Here is a 16,036-nt window from a genome sequence, read left to right on the forward strand (position 1 = left end):
CGGCCCGTTCCGCGGCCAGCCGGGCGCCGGTAGGCTGACGGCAGAGTCCGCTACGAGGAGGCGCCATGAAGTTCAATGACCTGCTGGCCGATGCCTACGGGCGGATCCAGGAACGCGTCCACCATGTGCTGGAAGGCCTGGACGCCGACCAGCTGGCTGCCCAACCGGGCGGCGACAGCAACTCGATCGGCTGGCTGGTCTGGCACCTGACCCGCATCCAGGACGACCACATAGCCGATGTCGCCGGCACCCAGCAGTACTGGCTTGCCGGCTGGTCTGAGCGCTTCGACCTGCCGCTGGCCGAGAAGGACCATGGTTTCGGCCACACGCCCGAACAAGTGGCGGCGGTCCGGGTGGAATCGGCCGACTTGCTCCGCGACTATTACGACGACGTGCATGCCGGCACGCTGGCCTACCTGGCCGGACTCACCGAGGACGATCTGGACCGGATTGTCGACACCCGGTGGGATCCGCACGTGAAGCTGGGCGTCCGGCTGGTGAGCGTGATGGACGACTGCATGGAACACATCGGCCAAGCCGCGTATGTGAAGGGCATGCTCGCCCGCGGGGAAGTCTAGGAGCCGTCACCACCTTGTTGCCCGGGGGCGGCTGGACTACCATTCAAGGAGTTAGAAACAACTGCATACAGCCTTCGACATGCGGCGGGAGAGTCCTGCTGAGCACTAGGTCAGCAGGCGCCGTAGGAGCAATACCTCCCCAGGAATCTCTCAGGCCCCTGTACCGCCGCGGAGAGGCAACTCTGGAAAGCAGCCGGACCGTTCGTGGACCGGCTCACCGACGGTGCAAGCAGGAACCGGCCCCCGTGCCGTCCTGCGGAATCTCTCAGGTTCAGCCACAGAGCGGGGAGGAACCCTTCACTACCGGCATGGCCACCCCATGGCGGAGATTAACTGGAGTTCCTCAATGACGGCTAAAGCCAACCTCGCCACCCGGCCCGGCAGCACTTCCTTCGCAGACCGCCACATTGGCCCGCGCCGGAACGACGCGGAAGCCATGCTTAAGCAGTTGGGCTATGCAAGTGTCGACGATCTCGTGGATGCTGCGGTGCCCGCAGACATCCGCCAGCAGGAGCCGCTTGCCCTGCCCGAGGCGCGCAGCGAAGCTCAGGTTCTGGGCGACCTGCGGGCCCTGGCTGCCAAGAACGTGATGGCCGTGCAGATGATCGGCCAAGGCTACTTCGACACCATCACTCCGCCAGTGATCCGCCGCAATGTGGTGGAGGACCCGGCCTGGTACACCGCCTACACCCCGTACCAGCCGGAAATCTCGCAGGGCCGGCTGGAGGCGCTGCTGAACTTCCAGACCATGGTGCAGGACCTGACCGCGCTGCCGATCGCCAACGCCTCGCTGCTGGACGAAGCCACCGCGGTGGCCGAAGCCGTGCTGCTGATGCGCCGCTCCAACAAGGCCAAGGCCGCCGGCAAGACCGTGCTGGACGCGGACCTGCTGCCGCAGACCATCGCCGTCGTCAAGGGCCGGGCCAAGGCTCTGGACTTCGAGGTTGAGGTGGCCGACCTTTCCGCCGGGCTGCCCGAGGGCGATATTTCCGGCATCGTGCTGCAGCAGCCGGGAGCCTCCGGCCGCGTCTTCGACCATGCTCCGGTGATCGCGCAGGCCAAGGAACGCGGCGCCATGGTCACCGTGGCCGCGGACCTGCTGGCCCTGACCCTGATCACGCCGCCGGGCGAGCAGGGGGCGGACATCGCCGTCGGCAATACCCAGCGTTTCGGCGTCCCGCTGTTCTTCGGCGGCCCGCATGCCGCCTACATGGCGGTGCGCAAGGGACTTGAGCGCTCGCTGCCCGGCCGCCTGGTGGGTGTGTCCAAGGACGACGCCGGCCGCCCCGCCTACCGTCTGGCGCTGCAGACCCGCGAGCAGCACATCCGCCGCGAGAAGGCCACCTCCAACATCTGCACCGCGCAGGCGCTGCTCGCCGTGGTGGCCAGCATGTACGCGGTTTACCACGGTCCCGAGGGGCTGAAGGCAATCGCGCAGCACGCCAACCAGGCCGCCCGCACCCTCGCCGGGGTGCTCACCGGCGCCGGCTTCAGCCTGGCCGCCGACCAGTTCTTTGACACGCTCACGGTGAAGGCGCCGGGCAAGGCCGCGGAGATCGTCGCGGCCGCCGAGGCCAAGGGCGTGAACCTGCGCCACGTCGACGCCGACCAGGTGGGCATTTCCACCGATGAAACAACGACGGCGGAGCACCTCGCCTTGGTTGCGGAGGCGTTCGGCGTGGAGGGCGCGGCCGGCAGGACCGCCGAGTCCGCTGCCGGGCCGCGCTTCGAGCTGCCGGAAGACCTGCTGCGCAGCTCGTCCTACCTGGACCACCCGGTGTTCCACAGCTACCGCTCCGAGACCCGGATGCTGCGCTACCTGCGCCGGCTGTCCGACCGCGACCTGGCGCTGGACCGGACCATGATCCCGCTGGGCTCCTGCACCATGAAGCTGAATGCCACGGCGGAAATGGAAGCGATGACCTGGCCGGAATTCGCCTCCATCCACCCGTTCGCTCCCGCCAGCCAGACGGCCGGCTGGCGCGAACTGATCGCCGACCTGGAGGAACGCCTCGCCGCGATCACCGGCTACGCGGGTGTCTCCATCCAGCCCAACGCCGGCTCGCAGGGCGAATACGCCGGCCTGCTCGCCATCCGCCGCTACCACCTGGCCAACGGTGACGACCAGCGCGACGTCTGCCTGATCCCCGCCTCGGCGCACGGCACCAACGCGGCGTCGGCCGTGCTGGCCGGCATGAAGGTGGTGGTGGTCGCCACCGCACCGGACGGCACCATCGACCACGCCGACCTGCGCGCCAAGATCGACCAGCACGCCGACGCGCTCTCCGCCATCATGATCACCTACCCGTCCACGCATGGGGTGTACGACGCCGACGTGCGCGACGTCTGCGACGCGGTGCATGCGGCCGGCGGCCAGGTCTACATCGACGGCGCCAACCTCAACGCGCTGGTCGGGCTGGCCCAGCCGGGCAAGTTCGGCGGCGACGTCTCGCACCTGAACCTGCACAAGACCTTCTGCATCCCGCACGGCGGCGGCGGCCCCGGCGTCGGACCGGTGGCCGTGGCCGAGCACCTGGTGCCGTTCCTGCCCGGCAACGCCGCGCTGGCCGAACACGAGGGCAAGGGCGTGCCGGTCTCCGCCACCGAGTACGGCTCGGCCGGCGTGCTGCCGATCTCCTGGGCCTACGTGGCCATGATGGGCGCCGAAGGGCTGACCGAAGCAACCAAGAGCGCACTGCTGGCGGCCAACTACGTTGCCAAGCGGCTGGACGAGCACTTCCCGGTGCTCTACACCGGCAACGACGGGCTGGTGGCGCACGAATGCATCCTGGACCTGCGCGAACTGACCGCCCGGTCGGGCGTGACCGCTGAAGACGTGGCCAAGCGCCTGATCGACTACGGCTTCCACGCACCCACGCTGTCCTTCCCGGTGGCCGGCACCCTGATGGTGGAACCCACCGAGTCCGAGGACCTGGAAGAGATCGAGCGGTTCATCGACGCGATGATTTCCATCCGCGGCGAAATCGACCAGGTGCTCAACGGCGACTTCCCGTTGGAGAACAGCCCGCTGCGGCTGGCTCCGCACACCACCGCCGCCGTGGTCAGCTCCGACTGGGACCGTCCCTACACCCGCGAACAGGCCGCCTTCCCGGTGCCTGGCCTGCAGGTGGACAAGTACTTCGCTCCGGTCGGACGGATCGACGGCGCCGCCGGCGACCGCCACCTGATCTGCAGCTGCCCGCCGCCCGAAGCTTTCGAGAACTAGGAAAGGTCTGCACCCTTTGACTACCGAGACCACCACCACGCCCCGGCACACCGCGCTCTACGAGGAACACGAGCGGCTGGGTGCTTCCTTCACCGACTTCGGCGGCTGGATGATGCCGCTGAAGTACAGCAGCGAACTGGCCGAACACAAAGCCGTGCGCAACAGCGCCGGGCTTTTCGACCTCTCGCACATGGGCGAAGTCTGGGTCACCGGCCCGGAAGCCGGAAAGTTCCTGGACTACGCCCTGGTCGGCAAGCTCTCCGCGGTCGCCGAGGGCCGGGCCAAGTATTCGCTGATCTGCAACGCCGACGGCGGGATCATCGACGACCTGATCATTTACCGGCGTCCTGCGACCCAGGACGGGGACCGCTACCTGGTGGTGCCCAATGCCGGCAACGCCCCGACGGTCGCCGCGGAACTGGCGGCGCGGGCGAAGGGCTTCGATGTCGCCGTGGAGGACGACACGGCCAACACCTCGCTGGTGGCCGTCCAGGGCCCCAAGTCGGTGGAGATCCTGCTCCAGTTGGTGCCGGCGGCCCAGCACGCCACCGTGCGGGAGATGAAGTACTACTCCGCCGACGAGGTGAGCTTCACCGTGGACGGAGCGCCGCGCAAGCTGCTGCTGGCCCGCACCGGCTACACCGGTGAGGACGGCTTCGAGATCTACGTTCCGAACATGAACGCCGGCTCGCTCTGGAACGCCCTGCTGGAGGCCGGGCGGAGCGTTGACCTGCTGCCGGCCGGCCTGGCCTGCCGCGACTCGCTCCGGCTCGAAGCCGGCATGCCGCTGTACGGCAACGAGCTCAGCCTGCAGGCCAGCCCCTTCGACGCCGGCCTGGGCGGTGTGGTCTCGCTCAAGAAGGACAGCGACTTCGTGGGCCGCAGCGCCCTCGAGGCACAGAAGGAAAAGGGCTCGGCCCGCAAACTTGTGGGCCTCAAGGGCGCCGGACGGCGTGCCGGCCGCTCCCACTACCCGGTGCTGAAGGACGGCCAGACCATCGGCGAAGTTACCTCCGGCCAGCCCAGCCCCACCCTTGGCTACCCGATTGCGCTGGCCTACGTGGACGCCGAGTACGCCGAGCCCGGAACCCGGGTGGACGTGGACCTGCGCGGCAAGCCGGAGCCGTTCGACGTGGTCGAGCTGCCCTTCTATCGGCGGGAACAGTAGCCGCTCCCGCCACCTAGGCATCTGCCGTCCCCGCGGCCGCGGGGACGGCACCGCCGTACCTCCCAACCCCGAAAGGACAGGGATGACATGGCTGTAGGCGTTTTCGATCTTTTCTCCGTCGGCATCGGCCCCTCCAGTTCCCACACGGTGGGACCGATGCGGGCTGCCGCGGTGTTCGTGCGTGAGGTGGCCGAGGCAGGCCTGCTGGAGAAGGTGGGCGGGCTCCGCGTGGACCTGTACGGTTCGCTGGCCGCCACCGGCCGCGGCCACGGCACCTTCACTGCCGTGCTGCTGGGACTGGAGGGCTTCGAACCGGAGGCGATCCTGCCCCAGCAGGTGGAGGAGCGGCTGGCGGACATCGCCGCGACGGGCAAACTGCAGCTGGGCGGGGAACTGCCCGGCGCCACGGCGCGTCCACTCGAATACGGTGTGCAGGACATGGTGCTGCACCCGCTCACCGTGCTGCCGCGGCACACCAACGGCATGCGCTTCCAAGTGCTGACAGCCCCGGACGACGGCGATGCCCAAGTGCTGCACGAAGCCACCTTTTTCTCTGTGGGCGGCGGATTCATTGTCCGCGACGGCGAAGAGGAAGCAGCCCAGGAAGAACTGGAGTCTTCCAAGCAGCAGCTGCCCTATCCGTTCCGCACCGCGGCCGAACTGCTGGAACACTGCCGCAGCACCGGTCTGGGCATCAGCGACATCATGATGCTCAACGAGGAGGCGTCACGCCCGCGCGAGGAGATCGAGGCCGGGCTGGTGCATATCTTCGACGTGATGGAGGAGTGCAAGGATTCGGCGATCCGCCGCGAAGGCAACCTGCCCGGCGGACTCAACGTCCGCCGTCGTGCTCCCGCGTGGCATGAGCGGCTGCTCAAGGAAGACCCCAACCGGGACCACAAGTTCTGGCAGGAATGGGTGAACTTGGTGGCGCTGGCGGTGAACGAGGAAAACGCCTCCGGCGGCCGGGTGGTCACCGCGCCCACCAACGGCGCCGCCGGGATCATCCCCGCCGTGCTGTTCTACGCCACCCACTACGCTCCCGGCATGGAGCACGCCACGCGCCAGGACAAGGAGCAGGTGGTGGTGAAGTTCCTGCTGACCGCCGGTGCCGTCGGAGTCCTCTACAAAGAGCAGGCCTCGATCTCCGGCGCCGAAGTCGGTTGCCAGGGCGAAGTCGGTTCCGCCTCGTCGATGGCGGCCGCGGGCCTGGCCGAAGTGCTCGGCGGGACCCCGATGCAGGTGGAGAACGCGGCCGAGATCGCCATGGAGCACAACCTGGGGCTGACCTGCGATCCGATCGGCGGATTGGTGCAGATCCCGTGCATCGAGCGGAACGCGATCGGGGCCGCCAAAGCCGTAAACGCAGCCAAAATGGCGCTGATGGGCGACGGCACGCATCGAGTGTCGCTGGACCAAGTGATCGTGACCATGCGCGAGACCGGACGCGATATGAGCGACAAGTACAAGGAGACCGCCACCGGCGGCCTCGCCGTCAACGTGGTGGAGTGCTAGGAAGCCAGTTCTTCCACATCGCGGCCGGACCCGCCGGACCCGCCGGACCAGCCGGGCCCGCCGACAGCCGGCGGGCCGGGCGGCCGCCGCGGCGGCATCGGCGGCCGGCGGGGAACGAGCGGCTTGCGCTCGGCGCCGGGAGTGGGCTGCTCGTGCGAGCCTTGTCTTGACGCCGGGGCGGCATCTGCAACCTGACTGGCGGCAGGACGGTTTTCCCCCGGTCGCATGGGCAAACGTTTGACCGAGGGCTCTGCGGCGTCCCGCAGCCGAACCGTCTGCGAACGCAGCTGGTCGGCCAGTTTGTCGCCTAGCGCCTTGGCCCGGCCGGCAGCGGCAGCCCACGGCAGGGCGGCGATGGCCGGGCCGACGGAGCGGGCCGCAGTTGAAAGCCGATCCGCTGCCGGCCGTCGGTCTGCCGCCGCAGGCCGATTGAGCAGCATGAAGATCGCCGCGAGCAGGCCAACCGGGATCGAGACCAGCACGGCCACGGCACCGGCGTACATCGCCAGGAAGAGTTTGGTAGGGGAGTCGAACATGCCCGCGACGAAGGCGGCGGCCCCCAGCAACAGCCAGAGCCAGAAGACCGCGACGCAGATCAGGGTGGTGCGTGCCCTGCGGTAGGTGCGGAGCGACCGTCCACGCACCGTGTGCTTTGCCGCCTCCACCGCTTCCTGCTCCCCCGCAACAGCCCCGCTGACGGAGGCACCTGAGCACATTGTAAGTCGCTGCCGGCGCCGGAGTGGGGAAAGGCACGCCGGTGGATTCGCCCGCGGGAATGCGGCTCTGCCGGCGGCTGCGCCCCGACCGAGGGTTCAGCTGCACCGGGGCCGGTGCTAGGGTGGCCGCAGGCCGGCCCGGAAGGCCGCCGGCGAAGGATGCACCAGGACGACTGAATCACTGTCGACAACAGGGAGGGAGCCTGGACTATGTCCACTTCAGCGACGCCTCACATACTCATCTTGGGCGGCGGCTACGTCGGCCTGTACACGGCGTGGGGGATCCGCAAGCGGCTGGGGCCGGAAGCGGCACGGATCACCGTGGTAGAGCCGAACTCCTACATGACCTACCAGCCGCTGCTGCCCGAAGTAGGCGGCGGTGAAATTGAACCGCGGATCGTCACCGTCAACCTGCGCAGTGCGCTCAAGGACGTCGACATTGTCCGCGGCAAGCTCGTCTCCCTTGACGTCCAGGCCAAAACGGCCACGCTGCGCGAAATCGGCGGCGGCGGCCTCTCGTTGGACTACGACCACGTCGTGTTTGCTGTCGGCGCGGTGACCCGGACGTTCCCCACCCCGGGGCTGGACGAACACGGCATCGGCTTCAAGACAGTGGAAGAGGCCATCTACTGCCGGGACAAGGTGCTGGACAACGTTGCCTTCGCCGCCGGCACCAGCGACCCGGAAGCGCGGGCCAAGGCGCTCACCTTCGTGGTGGTCGGCGGTGGCTACACGGGCGTCGAGGCCCTGACCGAATTGAGCGATCTGTCCAAACTCGCCGTCGACGCACACCCGGAACTGGACCGCTCCCAGCTGCGCTGGGTGCTCATCGAGGCGCTGGACCGGGTGGCTCCCGAAGTGGGGTCGAATCTGTCCCAGTGGACGTTGGGCCACCTGCGCGAGCGTGGCATCGACGTGCGGCTGAAGACCACGATGCCGTCCTGCGTCGACTCGGTCGCCGAGCTCAGTACCGGTGAACGCATTCCCGCCGGCCTGATTATCTGGACGGCGGGCATGAAGCCCAATCCGGTGCTGGATGACACCAACGTCCCGCGCGGCCCGAAGGGACACGTGAACGCGAACGCCCGGCTGCAGGTCATCGACGGTTCGGGCCAGGTGGTCCACGGCGCCTGGGCCGCCGGCGACTGCGCCCAAATTCCCGATCTGGCAGCCAAGGAGCAACCCGCCTACTGCCCGCCGAACGCCCAGCACGCAGTCCGCCAAGCCAAAGTGCTGGCGCAGAATGTGGTCAACGCGGTCCAGGGCCAGGGCCCGGCGGAGTACCGGCACAAGACCCTGGGAACGGTGGCGACCTACGGCGTCGGCCGGGGCGCGGCCAAGATCCTGGGTTATGAGATGAAGGGCAAGCCGGCCTGGTACGCGGCGATGGGTTACCACGGCCTGGCGCTGCCCACCTGGATCCACAAATGGCGCCTGCTGGCCGGCTGGAGTTCGCTGATCCTCGGCGACCGGGATATCACCTCGATGGGGGCCACCAGGCATCCGCGGCGGGCCTTCGTGGACGCCCACGCGGACACGCAGAAGGGCAAGAAATAGCTGCCGCTGCCGCCACCGCACCGGTCAGCGGCGCGCGGAACTGCTGCGCGCCCGGGAACCTGATGCTGCGCGAAAGGTGAGCTAACTCTCCATTGTTACGGGGGATCCGGACTGCCGCGACACCTGCCGCCGGGAAGGCGGGCACTGGGAGTAGCCTGCTGGACGGAGCCCGACCCGGGCAGCGAGGAGTGCAGCATGTCCAAACAGCCCAGCGGCGCGCTGCTTTTTGTCCTCACCTGCGCCATGGGCGTGGGCCCGCTGCTCAACTACGGGCTGAGCACCGTCAGCCCGCTCGTCATCGAGGACCTGGGCATCAGCGAGGGCCAGTTCGGCCTGCTGGCCACTGCCATCTTCGCCAGCGCCGCGGTGTGCAGCGTATGGCTGGGGAAGCTCAGCGACAGGATCTCCAACCGCGCCCAGCTGGTGCTGATCTTCGCCGGCACGGCCGTGGCCTTGGTCATCGCAGCGCTCGCGCACAGCTACGTGGTTCTGGTGATCGCCGCGCTGCTGGCCGGCCCCGCCCAGGCCATCTCCAACCCGACCACCAACCGCATCATCATCTCGCAGGTCCCTGCGCCCAAGCGGCCCGGCTGGATCGGCGTGAAACAGTCCGGCGTCCAAGGCAGCCAGCTTTTCTCCGGCCTGTTCTTCCCCTTGGTCGCCCTGTGGGCCGGCTGGCAAGGCGCCACTGCGCTGGCCGCCGTCGTCGCCGTCGGGCTGCTGCTCTACGGCCTGCGCAAACTCCCGGAAAACCCCATAACGACGGCGGTGCCCGCGCCTTCCACCGCCACCTCGCCGTCGCGCGTCACGCCGCCCGCCGGTGGCCCCGCTTCATCGGCAGACACGTCCCAGAGTGCCGGTGCCCAGACCAGGTTCCCGCTTTCGGTCTGGCTGTTCGGCGGCTACTCTCTGCTCGCCGGTCTGGGCATGCAGGCCACCAACGTCTACCTGCCGCTGTTCACCGTCCGGGAACTGGGTTTCAGTCTGGTCATGGGTGGTGTGGCAGCCGGCGTGTCAGGCGTAGTTGGTGTGACGTCCCGCGTGCTGTGGGGGCGGCGAATGGCCAAGGGTGTGCGCGCTTCTTCGTTGCTCATCCTGCTCGGGTTCGGCGCGCTCGCAGGTGCTGCGGCATTCCTGGCGTCCGGGACGTTCAATATGCCGGCACTCCTCTGGCTGGGCGTCATCCTGCACGGTGCCACCGTGCTGGGCGCCAATGTGGTGGTGATGGCGGGCGTGATGCGCGTGGTGCCGGCCCAGCGGGTGGGAGCGGCTTCCGGCATCGTGTCGATGGGCATGTATGCCGGTTTCGCCGCCGGACCGCTTCTGATGGGCCTGCTGCTGGAGGCCACCGGCAGCTTCCACACCGGTTGGCTGCTGGTCGGTGCCGCCTACCTGCTGTGCTCCGCGCTGGCGTTCGCTCTGCGCGCCTACGGCAACCGCACCGGCGTCGTGCGCTAGCCCTGCTCCGACTGCCGCAGATGAGACCTGCTGCGACTTCCTGCGTGGCTCCCGCGTGGCGCGGCCCCGCCTTCCCCTGCCCGGCCTAAGCTGGATGGTTTGCGGCGGTCCCGGTGACCGCAGAAAGGGGCATGGTGAAACGACGTTCGCTAGGACGGTCCGGCTTGCAGGTCTCCGAACTCAGCTTTGGCGCCGGCGGATACTGGGGAATGAAGACCTTCCCTGAACGGCAAGCGGCGCAGCTGGTTGACCAGGCCCTCGAAGGCGGCATCACCGTCTTCGACACCGGCCCGAACTACAGCCGTGGCAACGCCGAAGTACGGCTGGGCCGCATCCTCAAGGGCCGGACGGAGAATCTGGTCATCTCCACGAAAGCGGGATCCCACTGGATCAACAACCGCAATGTGAAGGACTACTCGCCGCGGGCTATTGAAGACAGCGTTCATGCCAGTCTGCGGCGGCTGCAGATCGACCACCTGCCGCTGCTGCATTTCCACGGATTTCCCACCCCGGCCGAACCCGCCATCGAAACCGCGCTGAAGCTGAAGGAGCGCGGGACGGTCGGCGCGCTCGGTGTCTCTACCGGCCGCGGCGGAGCCAAGAAAGCGCTGAAGCTGGGTGTCTTCGACGCACTGATGGTGGAGTACAACATTGTGGACCGCTCGCTGGAGGCGGTGATCTCCGAGGCGCGGGAAGCCGGGGTGGGCGTCAAGCTCAAGTCGCCGCTCGCGCAGACCCTGTACTCGCGGGATATCTTCAAGATCGGCGCACCCAGCGACGTCTGGTATCTGCTGCGGGCGCTCAAGAACCACCGGCGCAAGTTCGTCGAGGGACGGAAATACCGGTTCATTAACGACGTCGACGGACTCGCCGCGAGCGAGATTGCGTTGGCCTTCGCCCTGAACCATCCGGGAGTCTCCACTGCGGTGATCGGCACGGTGAAGCCGGGACATCTCCGTTCCAACCTGCGGGTTCCCCATATCCAGCTTCCGGCGGAATTGCTGGAACGGATCGAACGGGCAGGATCAGCCGGCCGCAGGTGAGGGCTCTACGGCACGTAGGCCGACGCGGTCCAGAGGTGGAAGACCGCATAGGCCCGGAGCGGAGCCCACGCCTGTCCGATCTCGCGGGCTTGCCTGGCGGTCTTGACCTCAAGGGCCCGTTGCAGCACCAGGTCGCCCTCCGGATAGGCGTCGCGGTCGTGCAGTGCCCGCATGGCCAGATACTCGACCGTCCACGGGCCGATGCCGGGCACTGCCAACAGGCGGCGGCGGGTATCGGCGTGGTCGGAGTCCGGGGCGATGCGCAGCCCGTCAGCACAAACTTCGGCCAGGGCATGGACGGTGCGCGCGCGGGCGTTGGTCAGGCCGACGGCCCCGCGGATGGTGTCCGGTCCGGCAGCGGCAAGTTTGTCCGCGGTGGGGAACAAGGCCAGGTCTGCGGCGGGCGAGCCGAAAGCGGAGACCAGACGGCCAGTAAAGGTGCGGGCTGCGGCCAGCGAAACCTGCTGGCCCACCACCGTGGAGACGGCACCTTCAAAACCGTCCGGGTACCCGAGGATCCGCAGTCCGGGGCGGGCGGCAACCAGCGGACCGACCTCGGCGTCGCCGCCCAACGTCGCGGCCACCCGCTCCGGTTCCAGGTCCAGATCGAGCCAGCCGCGCACCGCCGTCGTTATTTCCGCCACTACGGCCGGGGAAGCGCTTCCGATATCCAGGGTGACGGAGCCCGGTGACAGGGTGGCAGTGGCCTGCACCGGGCCGCTGCCGGTGTTGAACAGGCGGGTGCAGGTGCCCGCCGCTGGATCGACCCGCTCGAGGCCGGGAACCGCATGGGCGGCCAAGGCTGCCAGCGCGGCGGGAGCGTCGAACGGCGGTGCCAGCGGCAGGGTGACCTGCATGGATCAGCGGGCCTTGACCGCCAGCACCGGGCAATCGACGGTCAGCAGGATTTCCTGGGCCGTGCTGCCCATCAGCAGCTTGCCCACCGGGGAGCGCTTGCGCAGGCCGATGATCAGCAGCGAGACCGAGAGTTCTTCGACCAGATCCACAATCTCCTCCACGGCGTCTTTGCCGCGGACGAACTGCTTGAATTCGGTGTCCAGGCCGGAGTTGTGCAGTTCCTGCTGGACCCATGCCGCGTCGTGGGCGTCCGAAAACGACTCGTCCTTCTGCGTCCCGCCCGGGCTGGCATTGACCACCACCAGCTTCTCGTTGTTCTGGGTGGCCATCTGGATGCCCTTGCTCAAGGCCGCTCGGCCTTCGGGACGCGGGGCGTAGGCAACAAGAATCGTCAACGTGGTCTCCTTACCGGATAACTCTGGCAGTGTCTGGCTGCGGCCGGGCGTGCACGTCCGGACCCCGCGAGCCAGCGGGTGGACCTTATTGTGGCACGCATCTCAGCGCGCAGCCGGATGCGTGAAGTGAATGTGAAAGCGCAAGCCTCAGTTCCAGACACCGGAGGATCCGCGCCGGTGGCTGTCCACCAGATGGGTGTCGATCATGCCGATGGCCTCCATCAGGGCGAACATGGTGGTGGGCCCGACGAACGCGAAGCCCCGCGTGCGCAGCGCCTTGGACAGCGCGACGGATTCCGGCGACGTGGTGGGCACCTCCCCGATGTGGCGCGGCGACGGTGTGCTCTCCGGCTGGAAGGACCAGACGAAGTCGCTCAAACCGCCTTCCGCCCGCAACTTGATGGTGGCGTTGGCGTTGGTGATCGCGGCACGGATCTTCGCGCGGTTGCGGACAATGCCGGCGTCTTGCATCAAGCGTTCGACGTCGTCCTCGGTGTAGGCGGCGACGGTGTCTACGTGGAAGTTGTGGAACGCGCTCCGGAAGGCCGGGCGTTTGCGCAGGATGGTGGCCCAGGACAGCCCGGCCTGGAAACCCTCCAGCGTGATGCGCTCATAGACGCCCTGTTCGCCGCGGACCGGCATGCCCCATTCGGTGTCGTAGTACTCGCGCAGCAGCGGATCCGTGGCGGCCCAGGCCGGCCGGGCCAGGCCGTCCTCGCAGAGCACGACGCCGGAAGCGGTTTTCTCCATGATGCTGATTCTCTCCTAGCGCGCCGGGTGTTGTCCTGTCCTGCCCCAGTGCTGTGGACAAGTGGTGAAAGTTCAGCCGAGGCCGGTCACCCGCATGGTTAGGTTCAGCCGGCCTCCGGTCAGCCCGCAGGCCGGGTCGGCGGTGCCCGGGTAGATCTTGGGAACGCCGTGGTAGGCGAAGCGGGCCGGTCCGCCGAAGACGAACAGGTCACCGGAGCGCAGCCGGATGTCCGTATAGGGCTTGGTGCGTGTTTCGGTGTTGCCGAAGCGGAACAGGCAGTCGTCTCCGATGCTGAGCGACACTACCGGAGCGCCGGACTGCTCGTCCTTGTCCTGGTGCATGCCCATCTTGGCGGTGTCGTCGTAGAAGTTGATCAGCGCGGTGTCCGGTTCGTAGTCCTGGCCCGCGGCCGGGTCCTGGTAGGCCTCGGCCAGTGCCCGCCGGCCCCAGTCGGCCAGCCAGCCGGGGAAGTCCAGCACCCGTTGACCGTTCACGTCGTCGGCCGTGCGGGTGTACTTGTAGGGTGCCCAGTGCCAGCCCAGGCACAGCGTCCGCACGCTCATCTCGTGGCCGCCCGGCAGCTTGGCCGCCCGATAGGGGACCGGCCCGCGGCCAAATTCGCGGCACGCTTCGACCAGTTCGCGCTGCTGCTCCACGTCCAGCCAGCCCGGTACGTAAACTGCGCCCGGCGCGATCTCCCGGGGACCGGCCGGAGCGTCGCCGAACAAAGTGCTCATGCTGCGGACTCCAGCCCCAGCAGGTAGGCCTTCGCTTCCGGCCCGCCCAGGTACCCGCCGAAGGCACCGTCCGACCGGAGCACGCGGTGGCAGGGCACGACGACGGGCAACGGGTTGGTGGCGCAGGCGCTGCCCACCGCGCGCACGGCCTTGGGATTTCTGACGGCGGCGGCCACCTGAGCGTAGCTCTCGGTCCTGCCATAGGGGATCTCGGGCAGGTGGTTGAGCACCTCCGCGCGGAAGCCCTTGGACAGCCGCCGGTCCAGCGGTACGTCGAAGAAGCGCCGCTGGCCCGCGAAGTATTCGTCCAGCTGCCGGACGGCTGCCTCCAAGCGGGCCGGAGAGCGCAGGATGCGCGGGCTGACCGTTCCCGCCAGGCGGGCGAGCACGTCGTCGTGGTTTTCGCTGGCAAACGCCACGCGGACCAGACCTTTGTCGGTCGCCACCAGCAGCAGCTTTCCGACCGGTGTATCGGTGGTGGTGTAGGCCAGATCGAGTGTGCCGGCAGCCGCCGCCTCCTGTTCCAGCCGCTGATGCAACCGCTCCAGTTGCGCTGGGTCCACGCGGGTCAGCACATCCAGTTCAGGTCCGGCTCCAGTGTCCAGGACCGCAAATTCTTCGGCTGTCATCGGAATGCTCCTTCGCTTGCATCGGGTGCGGCCGCCTCCGTGGCGTGCTCGCCGTGCCGGTAGAGCGCCCGCAGCTTGGCCCTGCCGTCGGCGGCCGCGCGGCGGACCGCGTCCGTAGTGGAACCGGTGAGTTCGGCGGCTTCGGCATACGGCAGGCCGGCCAGATAGTGCAGCGCCACGGCTTCGCGCTGTCGCAGGGGCAGCGCCGCGACCGCCTGGCGCAGTTCGTCGTCGTCATTTCCGGGGAGGCCCAGCGACGACGGCGACTCGGGCAGGTGCTCCGTGGGCACCGGGGTCCGGGCCCGCCGCCGGAGCACGTCAATGGCCTTGCGGTGCGCGATTCTCACCAGCCAGGCCTCATGGTTCGCGTCCGCGGGCAGCTCCGGATAAGCCGTGAATGCGGAGAGAAAGGCTTCCGACCACGCGTCTTCGGCATCGGGCCCGGGTCCCAGCACCGCCCGACAGACGCGCAGCACGGCGGGGCCATGGTCGGTGACCAGCTGCTCGAAGGGTTTCATCTGCACACCCGGTAGACGGCTGACGGGCCGGTTTCGTGAGGGGGTGCGCATCAGAAAAGCTTGCCGGCTTTCACCTCGGCCGGCTCCTCCAGCTCCAGCAGGAACCGCTTCCGCTCCAGCCCGCCGGCGTAGCCCACCAACGAGCCATCCGCGCCGACCACCCGGTGGCACGGCACCACGATGGAGATCGGGTTCTTGCCGTTGGCGTGGCCCACTGCCTGCGCCAAATGCACATCGCCCAGGGCGGCCGCCAACTGCCCATAGGAACGGGTCTGGCCGTACGGGATCTCCCGCAGCAGCGCCCACACTTTCAGTTTGAAGGGATCGCCCTTCGGTGCCAGCGGGAGGTCGAAGTCCCTGCGCTGGCCGGCGAAATACTCCGCCAGCTGTTCGGTGACTGCTTCGAAGCCGACGGCGGTGCGCTCGCCGAACGTCGCAGCGTCCGGCATCCGCTTGTGGCTGGGAAAGTAGAGCGCGGTCAGCGAACCGTCCTCGGCGACGGCTGTCAGCTCACCGAGCGGGGTATCGATGAGGGTGTGCACGCGGGTCATGGCGCTCCTTCGTCCGCTTCCATTCTCTCCTGTGCAGACGTTCCCGCGCGCTGAAACGTGAGGCTTCGGTTGCCTATTCGGCCTGCCGTCTTGCGGCGGCGTCGCGAAGTTCAGAGTTTTTCAGGCGCAGGAAACTGATCAGCAGGACCAGCACCCACACCACCAGCACGGCCATCCCGACCAGGAAGGCGACGTACAGGACCCCGAGTGTTGAAAACAATGCCATTGCCCTTCCCTGCTTGCATGGCCCCGCTGGGCGCGAGGCAATCCGGGTCAGCCTACCCGCCGTCCGCCGCCCTGCGCGGATGGACACACCAGGTGAATGACGCCGTCCGC

General features: G+C 68.2%; 16 protein-coding genes and 2 riboswitches. Of the genes, 7 read left to right on the plus strand and 9 right to left on the minus strand.

Features of this window, described 5'->3' with window-relative positions:
• Window positions 1-65 precede the first annotated feature (65 nt).
• The 4 genes from AC5RW2_RS10130 (at window position 66) to AC5RW2_RS10145 (ending at window position 6,487) form a co-directional block, all read left to right on the plus strand.
• Window positions 66-578 (plus strand): mycothiol transferase, encoded by a 513-nt coding sequence (locus tag AC5RW2_RS10130; RefSeq protein WP_493962506.1) that lies wholly within the window; start codon window positions 66-68, stop codon window positions 576-578.
• Between the two features lie 75 nt (window positions 579-653).
• A riboswitch (glycine riboswitch) is annotated at window positions 654-754 on the plus strand.
• Window positions 755-869: riboswitch (glycine riboswitch) on the plus strand.
• Between the two features lie 55 nt (window positions 870-924).
• On the plus strand, window positions 925-3,804 hold the full coding sequence (gene gcvP / locus AC5RW2_RS10135) for an aminomethyl-transferring glycine dehydrogenase (RefSeq protein ID WP_493962505.1): 2,880 nt from the start codon (window positions 925-927) through the stop codon (window positions 3,802-3,804).
• 16 nt (window positions 3,805-3,820) lie between these two features.
• The gene (gene gcvT, locus AC5RW2_RS10140; protein ID WP_493962504.1) at window positions 3,821-4,972 is read left to right on the plus strand and encodes a glycine cleavage system aminomethyltransferase GcvT; all 1,152 of its coding nucleotides are present in this window, start codon (window positions 3,821-3,823) and stop codon (window positions 4,970-4,972) included.
• 87 nt (window positions 4,973-5,059) lie between these two features.
• Window positions 5,060-6,487 carry an L-serine ammonia-lyase gene (locus AC5RW2_RS10145; protein WP_493962503.1) on the plus strand — a complete coding sequence of 476 codons (1,428 nt, stop codon included), beginning with the start codon at window positions 5,060-5,062 and terminating at the stop codon, window positions 6,485-6,487.
• On the opposite strand, the gene AC5RW2_RS10150 is transcribed toward AC5RW2_RS10145, so the two are convergent.
• Window positions 6,484-7,203: a hypothetical protein gene (locus AC5RW2_RS10150; protein ID WP_493962502.1), complete on the minus strand. Its 720-nt coding sequence runs from the start codon at window positions 7,201-7,203 to the stop codon at window positions 6,484-6,486. The genes AC5RW2_RS10145 and AC5RW2_RS10150 overlap by 4 nt on opposite strands.
• Before the next feature lie 210 nt (window positions 7,204-7,413).
• Between AC5RW2_RS10150 and AC5RW2_RS10155 the strand changes: the two genes are divergently transcribed.
• The 3 genes from AC5RW2_RS10155 (at window position 7,414) to AC5RW2_RS10165 (ending at window position 11,261) form a co-directional block, all read left to right on the plus strand.
• The gene (locus AC5RW2_RS10155) at window positions 7,414-8,760 is read left to right on the plus strand and encodes an NAD(P)/FAD-dependent oxidoreductase (protein WP_493962501.1); all 1,347 of its coding nucleotides are present in this window, start codon (window positions 7,414-7,416) and stop codon (window positions 8,758-8,760) included.
• 195 nt (window positions 8,761-8,955) lie between these two features.
• The gene (locus AC5RW2_RS10160; protein WP_493962500.1) at window positions 8,956-10,218 is read left to right on the plus strand and encodes an MFS transporter; all 1,263 of its coding nucleotides are present in this window, start codon (window positions 8,956-8,958) and stop codon (window positions 10,216-10,218) included.
• A 164-nt stretch (window positions 10,219-10,382) separates the two neighbouring features.
• Complete coding sequence (locus tag AC5RW2_RS10165) at window positions 10,383-11,261, plus strand: aldo/keto reductase (RefSeq protein WP_494073904.1); 879 nt, start codon at window positions 10,383-10,385, stop codon at window positions 11,259-11,261.
• Window positions 11,262-11,266: 5 nt separating this feature from the next.
• On the opposite strand, the gene AC5RW2_RS10170 is transcribed toward AC5RW2_RS10165, so the two are convergent.
• From AC5RW2_RS10170 to AC5RW2_RS10205, 8 genes are all read right to left on the minus strand, one after another.
• A complete protein-coding gene (locus tag AC5RW2_RS10170; RefSeq protein ID WP_493962498.1) occupies window positions 11,267-12,118 on the minus strand; it encodes a DNA-3-methyladenine glycosylase family protein in 852 nt (283 codons plus the stop codon).
• 3 nt (window positions 12,119-12,121) lie between these two features.
• Window positions 12,122-12,514, minus strand: a complete 393-nt coding sequence (locus tag AC5RW2_RS10175; RefSeq protein WP_493951235.1) for a universal stress protein — start codon at window positions 12,512-12,514, stop codon at window positions 12,122-12,124.
• Between the two features lie 147 nt (window positions 12,515-12,661).
• The gene (locus AC5RW2_RS10180) at window positions 12,662-13,264 is read right to left on the minus strand and encodes a DNA-3-methyladenine glycosylase I (RefSeq protein ID WP_493951234.1); all 603 of its coding nucleotides are present in this window, start codon (window positions 13,262-13,264) and stop codon (window positions 12,662-12,664) included.
• Window positions 13,265-13,336: 72 nt separating this feature from the next.
• Complete coding sequence (locus tag AC5RW2_RS10185; protein ID WP_493962497.1) at window positions 13,337-14,002, minus strand: alpha-ketoglutarate-dependent dioxygenase AlkB family protein; 666 nt, start codon at window positions 14,000-14,002, stop codon at window positions 13,337-13,339.
• The gene (locus AC5RW2_RS10190) at window positions 13,999-14,631 is read right to left on the minus strand and encodes a methylated-DNA--[protein]-cysteine S-methyltransferase (RefSeq protein WP_493951231.1); all 633 of its coding nucleotides are present in this window, start codon (window positions 14,629-14,631) and stop codon (window positions 13,999-14,001) included. Before AC5RW2_RS10190 ends, AC5RW2_RS10185 begins: the two co-directional genes overlap by 4 nt.
• On the minus strand, window positions 14,628-15,149 hold the full coding sequence (locus AC5RW2_RS10195; protein ID WP_493951533.1) for an RNA polymerase sigma factor: 522 nt from the start codon (window positions 15,147-15,149) through the stop codon (window positions 14,628-14,630). Before AC5RW2_RS10195 ends, AC5RW2_RS10190 begins: the two co-directional genes overlap by 4 nt.
• 50 nt (window positions 15,150-15,199) lie before the next feature.
• Window positions 15,200-15,700, minus strand: coding sequence for a methylated-DNA--[protein]-cysteine S-methyltransferase (locus AC5RW2_RS10200; RefSeq protein ID WP_493962496.1), 501 nt, complete (start codon window positions 15,698-15,700; stop codon window positions 15,200-15,202).
• A gap of 73 nt (window positions 15,701-15,773) precedes the next feature.
• Entirely contained in the window at window positions 15,774-15,926 is a 153-nt protein-coding gene (locus AC5RW2_RS10205; RefSeq protein ID WP_493951229.1) for a hypothetical protein, read from the minus strand.
• Window positions 15,927-16,036 lie beyond the last annotated feature (110 nt).

The sequence above is a fragment of the Arthrobacter sp. B0316-1-20 genome (genome assembly GCF_059091865.1).